This is a genomic window from Peribacillus huizhouensis, assembly GCF_014138605.1.
Classification (GTDB): domain Bacteria; phylum Bacillota; class Bacilli; order Bacillales; family DSM-1321; genus Peribacillus; species Peribacillus huizhouensis.
In genome coordinates this window covers 450591-465896 of record NZ_JACJHX010000001.1, presented here as the reverse complement: position 1 = coordinate 465896, position 15306 = coordinate 450591, and the positions used below count along the sequence as shown (strand labels likewise).

General features: G+C 36.7%; 18 protein-coding genes. 15 read left to right on the top strand and 3 right to left on the bottom strand.

Going from position 1 to position 15306, the window contains the following annotated elements:
• Positions 1-98 precede the first annotated feature (98 nt).
• The 3 genes from yjbM to HNP81_RS02150 are packed head-to-tail and all read left to right on the top strand — an operon-like array spanning position 99 to position 2477.
• Positions 99-728: a GTP diphosphokinase gene (yjbM, locus tag HNP81_RS02160; RefSeq protein ID WP_028393127.1), complete on the top strand. Its 630-nt coding sequence runs from the start codon at positions 99-101 to the stop codon at positions 726-728.
• A gap of 27 nt (positions 729-755) precedes the next feature.
• Positions 756-1550 (top strand): NAD kinase, encoded by a 795-nt coding sequence (locus HNP81_RS02155; protein ID WP_028393126.1) that lies wholly within the window; start codon positions 756-758, stop codon positions 1548-1550.
• A gap of 15 nt (positions 1551-1565) precedes the next feature.
• Positions 1566-2477 carry an RluA family pseudouridine synthase gene (locus tag HNP81_RS02150; protein WP_182501405.1) on the top strand — a complete coding sequence of 304 codons (912 nt, stop codon included), beginning with the start codon at positions 1566-1568 and terminating at the stop codon, positions 2475-2477.
• Positions 2478-2615: 138 nt separating this feature from the next.
• Here the strand turns inward: HNP81_RS02150 and prpE are convergent, their stop codons facing one another.
• Entirely contained in the window at positions 2616-3365 is a 750-nt protein-coding gene (gene prpE / locus HNP81_RS02145; protein ID WP_028393124.1) for a bis(5'-nucleosyl)-tetraphosphatase PrpE, read from the bottom strand.
• Positions 3366-3500: 135 nt separating this feature from the next.
• On the opposite strand from prpE, the gene mgtE reads away from it, so the two are divergent.
• Positions 3501-4880, top strand: coding sequence for a magnesium transporter (gene mgtE / locus HNP81_RS02140; protein ID WP_182501404.1), 1380 nt, complete (start codon positions 3501-3503; stop codon positions 4878-4880).
• A 220-nt stretch (positions 4881-5100) separates the two neighbouring features.
• Here mgtE and HNP81_RS02135 read toward each other — a convergent pair whose 3' ends face one another.
• On the bottom strand, positions 5101-5994 hold the full coding sequence (locus HNP81_RS02135) for a cation diffusion facilitator family transporter (protein WP_034302097.1): 894 nt from the start codon (positions 5992-5994) through the stop codon (positions 5101-5103).
• A gap of 278 nt (positions 5995-6272) precedes the next feature.
• Between HNP81_RS02135 and fabI the strand changes: the two genes are divergently transcribed.
• The 11 genes from fabI (at position 6273) to spoVIF (ending at position 12697) form a co-directional block, all read left to right on the top strand.
• Entirely contained in the window at positions 6273-7046 is a 774-nt protein-coding gene (fabI, locus tag HNP81_RS02130) for an enoyl-ACP reductase FabI (RefSeq protein ID WP_182501403.1), read from the top strand.
• A gap of 354 nt (positions 7047-7400) precedes the next feature.
• Positions 7401-7646, top strand: coding sequence for a hypothetical protein (locus HNP81_RS02125; protein ID WP_182501402.1), 246 nt, complete (start codon positions 7401-7403; stop codon positions 7644-7646).
• A 280-nt stretch (positions 7647-7926) separates the two neighbouring features.
• A complete protein-coding gene (locus HNP81_RS02120) occupies positions 7927-8214 on the top strand; it encodes a hypothetical protein (RefSeq protein WP_182501401.1) in 288 nt (95 codons plus the stop codon).
• Between the two features lie 14 nt (positions 8215-8228).
• A complete protein-coding gene (locus tag HNP81_RS02115; protein ID WP_182501400.1) occupies positions 8229-8828 on the top strand; it encodes a hypothetical protein in 600 nt (199 codons plus the stop codon).
• A gap of 1 nt (position 8829) precedes the next feature.
• Positions 8830-9195, top strand: coding sequence for a DUF1360 domain-containing protein (locus HNP81_RS02110; protein ID WP_034302094.1), 366 nt, complete (start codon positions 8830-8832; stop codon positions 9193-9195).
• Positions 9196-9545: 350 nt separating this feature from the next.
• Positions 9546-10022, top strand: coding sequence for a hypothetical protein (locus HNP81_RS02105; RefSeq protein WP_051405060.1), 477 nt, complete (start codon positions 9546-9548; stop codon positions 10020-10022).
• Between the two features lie 16 nt (positions 10023-10038).
• Positions 10039-10515 carry a stage V sporulation protein AC gene (gene spoVAC, locus HNP81_RS02100; protein ID WP_028393116.1) on the top strand — a complete coding sequence of 159 codons (477 nt, stop codon included), beginning with the start codon at positions 10039-10041 and terminating at the stop codon, positions 10513-10515.
• 2 nt (positions 10516-10517) lie between these two features.
• On the top strand, positions 10518-11546 hold the full coding sequence (spoVAD, locus tag HNP81_RS02095) for a stage V sporulation protein AD (RefSeq protein WP_182501399.1): 1029 nt from the start codon (positions 10518-10520) through the stop codon (positions 11544-11546).
• A 28-nt stretch (positions 11547-11574) separates the two neighbouring features.
• Positions 11575-11931 carry a stage V sporulation protein AE gene (spoVAE, locus tag HNP81_RS02090; protein ID WP_028393114.1) on the top strand — a complete coding sequence of 119 codons (357 nt, stop codon included), beginning with the start codon at positions 11575-11577 and terminating at the stop codon, positions 11929-11931.
• A 113-nt stretch (positions 11932-12044) separates the two neighbouring features.
• The gene (locus tag HNP81_RS02085; RefSeq protein WP_182501398.1) at positions 12045-12179 is read left to right on the top strand and encodes a YjcZ family sporulation protein; all 135 of its coding nucleotides are present in this window, start codon (positions 12045-12047) and stop codon (positions 12177-12179) included.
• A 260-nt stretch (positions 12180-12439) separates the two neighbouring features.
• Entirely contained in the window at positions 12440-12697 is a 258-nt protein-coding gene (gene spoVIF, locus HNP81_RS02080; RefSeq protein ID WP_182501397.1) for a sporulation-specific transcription regulator SpoVIF, read from the top strand.
• A gap of 156 nt (positions 12698-12853) precedes the next feature.
• Here spoVIF and HNP81_RS02075 read toward each other — a convergent pair whose 3' ends face one another.
• Positions 12854-15136, bottom strand: a complete 2283-nt coding sequence (locus HNP81_RS02075) for an ATP-dependent helicase (RefSeq protein ID WP_182501396.1) — start codon at positions 15134-15136, stop codon at positions 12854-12856.
• Between the last annotated feature and the right edge of the window lie 170 nt (positions 15137-15306).

Here is a 15306-nt window from a genome sequence, read left to right as displayed (position 1 = left end):
ACAGAATGTAATAACTTGATTCAAAAACAGGCTTAGCAGACCATAATTGAAGTTCTTTAATAGGCGCTTGCGCTTTTCTATGAACAGGTGGTGTGGCAATGGAACATTGGGATGACTTTTTGGCTCCATACAAACAAGCGGTTGAAGAACTAAAGGTAAAGTTAAAAGGATTACGAAATGAATTCGAACGCGACCATGTACATTCACCAATCGAATTTGTGACGGGTCGAGTAAAGCCGATTGTAAGTATTTTGGATAAAGCAGCACAGAAGAATATCCCGCTAGATAAATTGGCAACCGAAATGCAAGATATTGCAGGATTACGGATGATGTGTCAATTTGTGGATGATATAACAAAAGTAGTGGAATTACTAAGGGCCCGAAATGATTTTGAAATCGTTGAGGAACGAAATTATATCTCTCATAAAAAAGTGAGTGGTTATCGTTCCTATCATGTCGTTCTTCGATACCCAGTCCAAACGATCCATGGTGAAAAAAAGATTCTCATTGAAATTCAGATCCGGACACTCGCTATGAATTTTTGGGCAACGATTGAGCATTCTCTAAATTATAAATATCGCGGGGATTTTCCGGAAGATATACGTGTACGCCTGCAGCGAGCAGCTGAAGCTGCTTTCTTGTTGGACGAGGAAATGTCGCAGATACGACTCGAGATACAGGAAGCTCAGCGTGTTTTTTCACGAAAAAAAGATAAATCAAAAGATTGAGCAGTAGAAAACATGAGGTGGAATTGTATGAAATTTGCCATAACTTCAAAGGGAGATTCGAAGTCAAATAATTTAAAGCAACGTATGAGGACGTATCTCCAAGATTTTAATTTAGAGTATGACGAAGACCAGCCAGATATAGTCATTTCAGTTGGGGGAGACGGTACGTTACTATATGCTTTTCATCGCTATAAAAACCGCCTTGATAAAACCGCATTTGTTGGCGTTCATACAGGCCACCTTGGTTTTTATGCAGATTGGACTCCTGAAGAAATCGAAAAGCTAGTGATTGCTTTGGCGAAAACTCCATTTCAAGTCGTTGAATACCCCCTTCTTGAAGTGATCATCAGGTATCAGCATGGCGGGAGGGAGTCTCGTTTTTTAGCACTGAATGAATCAACTGTTAAAAGTGTGGAAGGTACTCTCGTAATGGATGTGGAAATGCGCGGTGAGCATTTTGAAACATTTAGGGGAGATGGACTTTGTGTATCAACACCTTCAGGTAGTACGGCATACAATAAGGCACTCGGTGGAGCGCTAATTCATCCGTCCATTCCGTCTATTCAACTTGCAGAAATGGCTTCGATTAATAACCGTGTGTTTCGGACGGTAGGATCACCACTAGTCTTGCCTGCTCATCATACATGCATGTTAAAGCCAGTTAACAATGTTGATTTTCAAATTACCATTGATCACCTTTCATTGCTTCATGAAGATGTAAAATCGATACAATTTAGAGTTGCAGATGAGAAAATTCGGTTTGCTCGGTTTAGACCGTTTCCGTTCTGGAAGCGAGTGCATGATTCGTTCATTGCGAATTAAGGAGTTATGGGTGTTATGTCAAACAAAATTGGATCGCCATTTCGATTAAATTGGAATGTCGGAAAGAGTGATGCGGGAAAGTTATTAAGAATTTTTCTTGAGGAACAAGGTATTTCAAAACGCGCGTTAACCGCTATTAAATTTGACGGTGGAAAGTTGAGTGTCAATAAAGAAGAAGTGACGGTCCGTTACGTACTTAAAATGGGAGATCGTGTGACCGCAGAATTTCCGCTTGAAGCTGGAAGTAAAGGATTGCTTCCAGAAAAAATGCCCCTTCAGATTATTTTTGAAGATGAATATGTAATGGTTTTAGTTAAATCTGCTAATATGAATACTATTCCATCAAGAGAACATCCAACAGGGAGCCTTGCTAATGGCTTACTATCGTATTATCAGAAACATAAGATTGCTGCGACTGTTCATGTCGTTACGAGATTGGATCGTGATACTTCGGGGTTGATTTTAGTAGCGAAACATCGTCATATCCATCATCTCCTAAGTGAACAGCAGAAAGCAGGAAGAGTCTGTCGATCGTATGAAGCGATTGTTGAAGGAGATTTTCAAGAAAAGCAAGGAAATATAGAAGCTCCAATTGGGAGGAAAGAAACGAGTATTATCGAACGCGAGGTAAGAGAAGACGGTCAATATGCCTGTACGAAATTCAAGGTATTGCAGTCGGGAGAGAATTATACTCATTTATCATTACAACTGTTAACGGGTAGAACACATCAAATCCGTGTTCACATGGCCTATATCGGTCATCCTCTTTGTGGAGATGATTTATATGGCGGACAGCTTGATAGAATATCAAGACAAGCGTTGCATTGCTGCCATTTAACGTTTATTCATCCAGTTACTGGAATAACTCTCACGTTTCATGAGAAACCGCCTGCGGATTTTCAACAACTTTTAACGCATATTTATTAGATGAAATAGAGGCTGTTAAGGGTCAGACCGAGATTACTCTACATACAGTTTAAAGTATTACATTTACGTGTAAATGACTGTATATAGTGTTTGTGAGGTCTGACCCTTTGTCATATAAATAGACTTAATAAAGTAACTTCATGATTCATCAAATCTTGTCTTGAATTTTTCTGCAAAAAAAGGCAGAGTAGATGGTACAGAAATCATTTTTAACTCAGGGTAACGCAGTGCAGTTAGTTTTCCTCCAAATACACATCCTGTATCGATATTATAGGTTCTGTTTACATTTCTTGGTTCTAAAACTGGGGTATGGCCATAAACGATTATAGCCTGACCTTGATAATATGGAGCCCAATCTCGTCGAATAGGAGAACCATCAGGATGTTTTGCACCCGAAACATCGCCATATAGGACAAATGACTTCACTTTATCATTCATTTTTCCAATATAATCAGACCGTATACCTGCGTGAGCTATTACTAGTTTTTCATTGTCAGTTACTTGGTAGAGCGGAGATTGCTCGTATAAGTCCATGAATTTCTTACGAATTATTTTTTGATGGCGCTCAGGCAGCTGTTTATACTCAGCTACTGTCGTTTCAAGTCCATGCGTAATCTGTACTTTGTTTCCAGAAAAATAACGATACAGTTTATTGCAATGATTTCCAGGAGCATATAGAGCTAATTTATGAACAATAGCAAGTTCATACACGATTTCAATGACTTTTAATGATTGTGGACCTCTATCCGTAAGATCACCTACAAAACCTAGGATTCGACCATCGTGATGAACTGGATACCCTTTTTCCCATGAATAGCCTAATACTTCGGTTAATTGGGTAAATTCTTCATAACAGCCATGGATATCACCAATAATGTCAATTTTCATTCTTTCACCTGCAAACTTGTTAGAATAATAATAATGTATATCTACTTGTATGTTATCACTAAGATGTACGATTACTAATAAGAATATGTATGACATATCTGATCATGAAGTATTAAAGAAAGGAGGAGGTATAAAATGGGAACTGTTGATTCTCAAAAAAAGCAAAATAATCAAATAAATGAACAATTGCTTATTCAAGCATTAATAGATGACCAAATTGATGTATTTAGGACTGAATTCATAGAGTCTCACCCGTACGATCAAGCGAATTTTTTTACAAGTCTGAATGAAGAACTACGTCCCAAAGTCTACCACTATTTATCTCCAGAAGAAATGGCTACATTGTTTGAAATCATGGAAATTGACGAAACGGAATATGAAGGACTATTAGCTGAAATGTCTCCTATTTATGCGGCTGATATGCTATCGCTTATGTACGCCGATGATGCCGCTGATGTTCTCAATGAAATTGATAAAGAACAAGCAGGTAGTTATTTAACGATCATGAATGATGAATCGGCTAGAGAGATTAAAGAGCTATTAAGCTATGAGGAATATACAGCAGGTAGTATTATGACGACTGAATTCGTAGCGATTGAAGCAAACCAAACCGTTCGATCCGCCATGTATATTTTGAAAAAAGTAGCTCCAAAAGCTGAAACGATTTACTATATATTTGTTGTGGACGATAATAAAAAACTAGCAGGTGTTCTTTCATTACGGACATTAATTGTTAGTGACGATGATACGATGATTTCTGAAATTATGGATGATCGGGTAGTCTCTGTTTCTGTCACAGAAGATCAGGAGGAAGTAGCCCGACAAATACGTGATTATAATTTTCTTGCGATGCCGGTTGTTGATTTTCAGAATCGATTACTAGGTATTATTACAGTCGATGATATTATTGATGTCATGGATGAAGAAGCATCCGATGATTATTCTAAACTTGCTGGTGTATCCAATCTTGATACTGTTGATAAGAGCCCAATATCTGCGGCAAGGAAGCGCCTGCCTTGGCTTGTTATACTATTATTTCTCGGAATGATGACAGCGAGCTTAATTGGCCAATTCGAGGAGACATTAAGCCAAAAGGCAATTCTAGCTGTCTTTATTCCACTAATTGGCGGGATGGCAGGAAACACGGGGACACAAGCACTTGCCGTGGCAGTTCGGGGGATTGCAACAGGTGATTTAGAACATGAGAGTAAATGGAAACTTATTATCAGAGAAGCAGGAACGGGGCTTATTACAGGTTTTGTATGTGGTGTCGTTGTTACTATTGTTGTTTTTATTTGGCAACGTGATCTACTCCTTGGAGGCTTAGTTGGAATTTCTATTTTTACAACATTAATTTTCGCTACTCTTGCAGGATCACTCGTACCACTTATTATGCATAAAATGAAAATTGACCCTGCGGTAGCTTCAGGGCCATTTATTACAACGATCAATGACATTATCAGTATTTTAGTTTATTTCGGAATGGCTACCGTATTCATGAAATATTTAATTTAAAGGCTATATTAAAGCTCATTGTTGATTGGAGCGGAAGGCGTGAGACCCCTGAGGGAAAAGCGAATCAAAGGGAGACCCCACAGGCGCACAGCGCCGAGGAGACTCCCGGACCGCCCGCGGAAAGCGAACGCCTTAAGTTCCAATCAACAGGCAAGAGCCAATTTAAAAAAGACGGGAATTACTCCGTCTTTTTTTTGATTTAATTTTGTCTAGATCATTACTATTCGGGAAAATATGGATTCAGGTGTATCAGAACTTCTTGAACATTGTCAAATTTTTTCATTATCGCATATTTAATTTCTCTAGACAGGTCGTGTCCTTCTTTAATGCTTTTAGTATAATCTATTGAAATTCTTAAATCGACAATAATATAATGTCCCAGTTCTCTAGCTCGAATTTTATCGATTCTTTTTACTTCTTGGAAATTAGAAATGATAGAAATATAAGCATTTATAGTATCCGTATCTACACTACGTTCTAGAAGAATATCGAAGGCTTCAGTAAGCATTTCCTTAGCTATTTTGAAAATTAAATAAGCAACAAACAAACTTGCTACTTTATCGCCATACATTAAATAAATAATTTGCAGATGCTCTCCAATAATCGATAGTAAGACACCAACTGCAGCAGCAATTGATGCGACTATGTCAGCTTTGTGATCTAAGGCGATTGCTTCGATGGCTTTACTGTTTTGCTGTTTTGCAATCTTTAATGAATACCTATATAAATATTCTTTTAGTCCATATGAAAGAAGGGCAATCCATAAAGCAAGAATATTCGGAGCCTCGATTGGGTGGAAAAACCCACTAATCGATTCGAAGACTATGTAAATTGAAACGAGAGTTAATAAGATCCCGATGATTCCTGATACGATAATTTCCGCTTTTCCATGACCATATGGATGTTCTTTATCTGCTGGTTTATTAGAAATTTTAAGGACTAGTAGTACAATAATAGATGCGAAAACATCTGCAGCTGAATGAATCCCATCTGCAAATACAGCATCACTATTTGCTGTCCAGCCGATAAACATTTTTCCTAAGGTTAATGTAATATTACTCCATAAACTTATCCAAGCAACTTTTTTGGCAATGGTTTCTCTTTTTCCCAAAATCTATCCACCTCAATTCTCAAAAGCCTCTTGAAATAGTAACAAACCTAAAGCGGGTGGGTCTATAGCAATCTTCTTTTACTCAGTCATGTTAATGGTAGCTAACAAAGAATGTTGGTTAAGGGAAAATACAACGTCCATTTAGTATTGCGCAAATAATGAGCAGGAATACTAAAAAGTATGATAACAAGTTCGGAGAAATTTGAGTTATTGCTAACTATTTGCTATACTATTTTATTATCTGGTACTAATAACTTGTATCAATTCAGGGGGACTTTATTATGACTTTTTCTTTAAAAGGAAAAACATTTATTATTATGGGTGTAGCAAATAAGCGAAGTATCGCTTGGGGAGTGGCTAGATCTCTCCATGGAGCTGGCGCAAAGTTAATCTTTACATATGGACAAGACCGAACGGAAAGAAGTGTTAGAGAGCTTGCGGGTACGTTAGAAGGTGAACCATCACTCATACTTCAATGTGATGTAACCAATGATGAACAGATTACAGCATGCTTTGCCAAAATTAAAGAAGAAGTTGGTATGATAAATGGGATTGCTCATTGTATTGCCTTTGCGAACAAAGAGGAATTGGGTGGAGAGTTTGTGGAAACGTCGCGTGATGGATTCTTACTTGCGCATAATATTAGTTCCTTCTCTTTAACAGCCGTTGCAAAAGCAGCTAAAGATTTAATGGCTGAGGGTGGAAGTATTGTTGCAATGTCATATCTAGGCGGGGAAAGGGTTATGCCGAATTATAACATTATGGGTGTAGCAAAAGCGTCACTAGAAGCAAATGTACGCTATCTCGCTTATGATCTTGGTAAATATGGCATACGAGTGAATAGTATTTCAGCAGGTCCGATTCGTACACTTTCTGCAAAAGGAGTTAGTGACTTTAACTCAATTTTGAGAAAAATTGAGGAAGAATCACCATTGAAGAGAACGACAACTCCTGAAGAAGTTGGCGATACAGCAGCCTTCTTATTTAGTGACATGTCACGAGGAATTACAGGAGAAAACATTCATGTTGATTCTGGCTATCATATAATGGGATAAAATTTGCGTTTACTTCTTTGGTTTGTCATAAAGACAAAAAGAAGCAGGGTTTATTGGACTAAGTAGTTCCGTTCTTGTGAAGAAACATCTTTAATAGCATATTACTTAGCAGACCAAATCACATAGAGATTTGGTCTGTTCCAGCCCTTATTGCTACGATGATGCATAGCAAATAACAGTGTGACAATAACTATTGTCACACTGTTATTTTTGTTGTTATTGGTATTGTTTATTATAGTGTTAATCCATTATTAAATTATGTAAGGTATTAGGCGATTATAAAAATATGTTAAATAATTATAATAGATAATAAATATAGTGAAAATTCGCAAAAAAAGAAGAGGAGGTTAAAAAATGAAATTCAATAAATACTCATTGTTATTTATTAGTTTTTTAGCTTTTATTAGTTTCGGCTTCTTTTTATTTTACAAATATTTAAAAGCAGAGGAATTTTTAAATATAGATAGTGGTTTGCAATCAGCTTATGATGTATTAAATTTACAAATTATCTATAATATTTATATTCCCTTCATAATAATAATTCATTTACTTTTAGTTCTAATATATAAATTCAAAGATAAAAAAAGCATAAATAAATAAATAACTAATTTAAGCAAAACGTTTTTTCATTGATAAGACTCATATATTTTATATATAAACGCTTGGATACAAATTCAAGCGTTTTTTTATGTTAAAGATAACTGTTAAATAATATACCGGGCACCCACTTCTTTTTGTTTAAGAGGAAGTACTTGTGAAAAATCAAATGTCATAAATAGAAAAAGAAACCGTATAAATGATACATAGACGGAAAAATTTCTTGATTATGATTAGTAAGAGTTTCGATATACCTGTTTTCACGTATACGAGGAGGTTCTTTATGAATGGAAAATTAAAGAGTAAAGAGGCAACTTTGTCTGTGAAACAGATTCGGATAAAAACGCAGAATCGTCGATATAAAGAAGCGATCGTACAGCTTGAAATACTAGCTAGACTTCCTATTTACGGTCCGAAGCCACTTTGCCGTTTTACACATAATGGAATGACTTTCATTGGCAGGTTTGAAAGTACGAAAAATGATTTTGTTTATATCAGGCATAAGTATGGAAAGAGGGTAGTCCGATATACGATTAAAGAACTAGAATCATTTGCGGTCATTTCAATTTAAAGGAGGTATTCGAAATGTCAGAAGAAAATAATTCTAAACCACTATTCTATATTGTACAACCGAAAATTACTGAACCAAAAAAACCTGAGATGCAAGAAATATACCGCACCAAAACGAAGAAAAACAAGGAGAAAGATCATGATCAAGCACCAGAAGACAGTTTAACCACAGAAACAGAAAATGAAGAAGAGCGCGTAATAAAGGAAGCCAAAGAAGCTAAATTCGATCAAATTAAACGCGAATTTGGTGTATATGATGCACTAGGTGAAATTGAAACGGAACTGAACTCCATTCAAAAGATAAAGAACGAACTTCATGAACCCGGTGGATCTGTTCGTGTTATTTCGGATGTAAATCAAGAGAATCAAGAGAATCAGGTAAAAGAACAAAAAAAAGATTCACCAGAAGTAGAAAAGATGAGACGTGTTCTTACAGGGTTAATTCGCCAGGATCCGAAGCCATTTTGTGAAGCTTCGATAGGCGGCCAAACCGTACGTTTTCAAGTGATAGGTAAACGAAATGATATGATTAAAATTAAAGTAGGTAGCCATACCCAAAGTATCTCCATTCATGAACTTTCTGATTTAACGATTCTCAATTCGATGGAGGAATAAAATGATAGTGCAAGAAATACCATTTGCAACGATTCTTATTCTTGGTCTTGCATCATTTAGATTGACGAGGCTGATTGTATACGACAAAATTACTGAATTTCTTAGAAGCCCTTTTTTTAATGAGGTAGAAGAAACAAATGAGGATGGTACGAAAGATATTTTCCTGTTACCAAAAGAAAAAGGGTTGAGAAAATGGGTTGGTGAATTATTAAGCTGTTTTTGGTGCACTGGGATTTGGGTTAGTATGGGGATTACTTTGTTATTTCTTACAGGTGTTAAGACAGGGGACTTTATCATTCTTATATTAGCTGTAGCTGCAATTGGTTCCATTATTGAGGTATTAATTAGCAAATGGATAGGCAACTAATATATACAATTTTAAAATAATATCATATATTACCATATATCACTTTAAATGGAAGAAGGTGTATTATGAATAAAAAAATTAGTGTACCCTATACAAAGCCAATAAAAAAAAGTTCATATAATAAGCTAAAAAAAGGTTGTGGCTGTAATAAAAATAATTGATAGGAATTCGCGAGTGTAGTGCCTGATCCACGAATTTAGGGTCAGGTTATTTTTTGTTAGCTAAGTTTTACATAGGAAGTAGGACAGTGCTTATATGTCATCGATTTCCTTATCCTACCATTCATAAAAAGGTTGGTGATTAAAGACAATAATAGATAAAGATACGACCTAAAGGTAGGAAGTGAAATTATGATGATACGTATATGCTTACAACTCCTTTTTATTTTTACTCTTTTTCTAAGTGGCTGTGCATCGAAGGATGATGGTAAAACAGAAAGGCTTGCTCTGTTAAAGCAAACGGATCCAAAGCCGATTGATATTATTGATACAACAGATCGTAATATTGGTGATGAAGAAGCTGTAAAAAAGGAAGTTAAGAAGAATGACCATATTTATGATGTTGTCATTGTAAAGAATGGAAAAGATATGCTTGTTGCTTATAAAATAAAACATCTGCACAGATTTAAAATGAAGCAGGTAGAGAAAAAACTAACGAAAGATCTTAATAAAAAATTTGAAGGAATACACTTCATTGTTTCAAGTGATTATAAAATTTTTCTTGAAGCGGTCAGATTAAATAAACTACTGCGTGAGAATGAAATTCCTAGGGAAAAAGCCAAAAAGGAATTTAAACAACTTGTTGAATTGAAGGAAGAAAAAACATAAGAAAGAGGGGCCATGGATGCCGAAACAACAAGAGAAAAACAAAACCATTGAACAAAAGAATTACGAAAAACTACAAGCAAAACATGAATTAAAGCGACCAATTGCCAAAAATTGTGTTAAAGCATTTTTAGTAGGCGGCCTTTTTTGTACGGTAGGACAAGCGATTTCATACATCTATATTTATTTTTTTAATTTTACTGAACAAACGGTTGGGAATCCTACAAGTGCAACAATGGTCTTTATTGCTTTACTACTCACAGGTTTTGGTATTTATGATCGAATCGGGCAATTTGCAGGTGCAGGCAGTGCTGTTCCGGTTACTGGATTTGGAAATGCAATTATTTCAGCTGCAATCGAGCATAGAACAGAAGGATTTGTACTTGGGGTTGGAAGCAATATGTTTAAGCTTGCAGGATCAGTGATTGTATTCGGTGTTTTTTCAGCATTCGTTGTCGCCATTATAAAAACACTCTTTGGCATGGTAGGAGGGTAAATATGCTTATTGGAAAGCAATCATGGATATTTGCCAACCAACCTGTCATAACTTCTACAGGTGTAACTGGGGGGCCTTTTGAAGCGAACGGTCTTTTGGCTGCCGATTTTGATCTTCTTCATGAAGATTTATGGATGGGACAAGATTCCTATGAAAAGGCGCATAGGCTTTTGATTGAAGAAGCAGTACAGATCGCACTTAAAAAAGGAACGGTAAAAAAAGAGGATGTACAATTTTTTCTGGCTGGTGATTTAGTTAACCAAATTACACCGACGAGCTTCGCGGCTAGAACGAATGCTATTCCTTACTTTGGCTTGTTTGGTGCATGCTCAACATCGATGGAGGGGCTCGCCCTTGCAGCTTTTATCGTAAATTATTCGGGTGCATACCATGTATTGACAGGAGCTTCTAGTCATAATGCAGCAATTGAAAAGCAATTTCGATACCCGACTGAATATGGAGGTCAGAAGCCGCCAACTGCACAATGGACCATTACAGGAGCAGGGGTTGCGCTTGTCTCACAAGCTAAAAGCGGGGGAGGTCCAGCTCCACATATTCAGTCTGCTACAATTGGAAAGGTTATTGATATGGGGATCAATGATCCATTCAATATGGGCGGGGCGATGGCCCCAGCTGCAGTTGATACGATATTGGCCCACTTCCGAGATTTTAAACTAACAAGCGATGCATATGATGCAATTATTACAGGAGACCTTGGCTATGTCGGCAGGGAAACAGCTTATGATTTATTAAGTCAAAAAGGGTTTGATTTGGCGAAAGACAAGTTTCGGGATTGTGGTTTAATGATATACAAAAGCAATCAACCAGTTCTATCAGGAGGTAGTGGAGCGGGCTGTTCAGCGACCGTTCTCTATGGTCATATACTAAATCAAATGAAGATAGGAAAATTGAAACGGATTTTGTTTGTTGCAACGGGGGCCTTACTGTCACCACTTTCTGTACAACAAAATGAAAGTATTCCATGTATAGCACATGCAGTAGCAATTGAATATGGAACAGGTACAATTTAATAAAATTTAATGAAGGTAGGGAAGCTTCATGCTACCAATGTTTTTTTGGGCATTTGTTATAGGAGGGCTGATTTGTGTAATCGGCCAACTATTATTTGATGTTGCAAAGTTAACACCTGGTCATACCTTAAGCATACTCGTAGTAGCAGGTGCAATATTAAGCGGATTTGGCTTATATGATTACTTAATTGATTTTGCTGGAGCCGGTGCAAGCATACCGATCACTTCTTTTGGGAATTCTCTCGTTCATGGAGCTATGCAAGAAGCCGAACAACATGGAATCATTGGTGTATTAACAGGAATGTTTGAAATTACAAGTTCAGGTATTTCAGCCGCAATTATCTTTGGCTTTATCGGAGCACTCGTGTTCAAACCAAAAGGATGACCATGTATCTTACTTTTTCGAATTAGGCGTCACTATTAGGAAAAGACCTATACACACTTGTCATTTTCTACATATGTTAAAAGTGAGCTAGTCGAAAAGTGAGGTGAATCTTAATGTTCGGTTTCGGTTATGGAGGAGGCTGTTGTGGTGGTGGCTACGGCTACGGCGGTTTTGCTGGCGGTTCTGGGTTTGTATTAATCGTCGTATTGTTCATTTTATTAATTATTGTCGGAGCTTCTTTCTGCTAATCAATACTAAAAATGGAATAGGCAACATTGGCCTGTTCCGTTTTTTCTGACTTGATAAATTTACAACGAAGAAAATAGAAGCGGTATTTATTTATTTTTCTACCATATGATCAAATTACATGTCATTATCACTGTAAAACTGTTACATAAATGTTTACCGGAACGGAGCCAATTATTATCACTTATTCGCTGTATTCAATCCAATTAGGCACATAACTCTCAAAACTGCATAATATAGTTGCAGAGAAGGAGGGCTTTTTATGGAAAACCAATTTTTTAAAAACATTGAAAGCAAAACGGGTGTAAGTATGAAGGATGTATTTGAATTGGCAAACTCCCTACAAGGTGCGAATTTTAAGGATGAAGCGACAGTACGCAATGTGATAAAACGGGTTTCTCAAATTGCTAATAAGCAAGTAAATCAAGAAACGGAAAATAAAATTGTAGAATCCATCATTAAAGATGGCAAAAATCTTGATTTTAGTACATTAGCGAATATGTTAAATGGAAAAAAATAATGAATAATGAAAAGGACAGTGGTGTAATATCCACTGTCCTTTATTATTCGTACGATAAGTTCCAAAACTATTTTAAATAGCCGTTGATATAAGACCCTCTTCACTTTAACTTTTCTTGTCATTTAATGATGATAAAGAAATCGCCAATTAGCGGGTTCAAAATCTTAAGAATCTGGAAGGATATGCGGTTTTACCTCTTCGTGTTTGAGGTATAGATAGGAATAGACCGTCTTTTGCTCTTGTCATTGCAACATACAGTAATCTGCGTTCCTCTTCCAGTGGTTCAGTGTCACCTTGACGATGTGACTCCAGTGCGAAGTCATGGGGAAGACTGCCATCTACAGCACCTAGTACATACACATATTTATACTCAAGACCTTTAGAGCGATGTATCGTTGTTAACTGGACTGCATCATGGAAATGCTTTGCTAGTTGTTTCACTTCATGAACCATAGCGGTCATATGGTCTACATGTTCAAGAAACTCAGGCACAGAATGGAAACGTTTAGCTGCTACTTTTAGATCACGAATATCATCAGAGCCTTTCTCAATATTGCCTTCATTACCTCGTTTTTTCACAAAGTCTGCGAACCCTATTTCCTTTTCAATGACTAAAAGAGCGGCAGCAGGTGTCATCCCTTTCAAACTACGGATTATTTTAGGTAATGATTTAAGTTTACGTTCTTGAAAAGGATGCGCAGTTTTTACGAAAGCAAGAGCTTCAATAAAATCACAATCCTGTAGAATCGTTTGAGCTTTCATGTCTTGTAGAACGCTTTGTTTTAAAAATAAAGATGATAAGACGTCTCCAACTGGGTTAGCTTCTTCAGGGTGGCTGCTTAATCGTAAATAAGCAAGCATGCTTTTAACAATTCTTCGTTCATAAAAACTATCCGCATCTTTTTCAATAATAAAAGGGAGATTGGACGTGGCTAATCTTTCGAAAATGGCTCGTGACATCGCATGAGTTCGATAAAGAATCGCAAAATCACTTGGATTCGCACCTTCTGTAATTCTCTCCTGGATGTCATGAACAATCATCGTTGCTTCAGTTTCCTCGTCATATGGATAAAAGAATAGGGTGGGGTTGCCATTATTATATTGAGCTTTCATCGTTTTCGGGTGCCTGTTCTGATTTTTTTTGATCATCCGATTGGCGCTGGCAACAATTTCATGCGACGATCGATAATTTTCTGTCAGTTTTATAACTGTGGCTCCTGGAAAATCTCGTTCAAAATGTAAAATAAATGACGGATCACTGCCGCGAAATGCGTAGATTGCCTGATCGTCATCACCGACAACACAAACATTTTTTGTTCGTGCGGACAGGAATTGGATTAATTCGTATTGAACTTTATTAATATCCTGAAACTCATCAATGAGAAAATAGTCAAAACGTTTCTGATATTTTGCTAGTACATCTGGATTATTTCTAAAAAATGAATAACAGCCTATCAACATATCATCAAAATCATAGCTTCCTGTCTGTAATTTATACTCTTCATAGCTTTTATAAAGAGACAAACAAGATGTTTCCCATTCGTCTTTGGCTTTAATTTCATTAGGGAATAATAAGGAATTTTTCCATAGACCAATTTGTTGGAGCGCTTGATCATATGCAAAATCCTTTTCATCAAGCCCAATTTCTTTGCCTGCTATTTTAAGAATTCTTGTGCGTTCCCATTCCCATTTCATTAACAAATCACGACGCCACTTATCTGGTTCATGGAAGAGAAGGATTTTATAAAAAATACTATGAAAAGTACCAGTTACTAATTGATTGACAAGCATGGGCGTCATTTCAGGATAAGAGAGCAGTCTTTCCTTCATTTCTTTTGCGGCCTTGGCTGTAAATGTAACGAGCATTATCGATTTTGGATTGATATTTTTTGCAGTGAGCATATAGGCTGTTCGGACAGTTAATACTCTTGTTTTGCCGCTACCAGCACCCGAAAGAACAAGGAGGGGACCATCAATTGTGGTTGCTGCTGCTGTTTGTTCCTTGTCCAAACTCACTCCATGATTGTACAGTTTATCAAAGTACGGATCTTCAATCAGAAGGGGACTTTGCTTTACTTTTGTGAATTCGGGATTTCCTGTTATAGATGTACTTCTTTTAAACGGTACATGTGCAGGCTGTTCTTTTGTAATGGTTCGACTCTTAGGAATCTTAAATCCATTTTCTTCTTTATAGTCTATTAAAATAGGATTATATTGTTCTATTGTCACATCAAGGGCGGGGACCGAACAATCCGCGATTCCAGGTGAAACATGACTGAAATGAGGTGGATGACTAATACCTAACAATAACTTCACGGGAAGGCCACATGATGGACAAGATAGTTCTCCGCGCTTGCCTTGAACATATAATTCCTGCAACTGTTCAGCAGAGATATTTGTTAAATTGATTATTTCATTTTTTATTTTTGCAGCTTGCATACTAAAAAAACCTCAAATCTCATTCAATAGTTGTTATCTGAATGCTTTATGGTAAATGGTGGCGTTTTGATTGCCATATTTGTTTGTATGATTCATGATACCAGAACATAGGCTAAAGTGAAACTAACATAATATAGTCTTTAATAGTAGAAAATGAGTAATATGCTCTT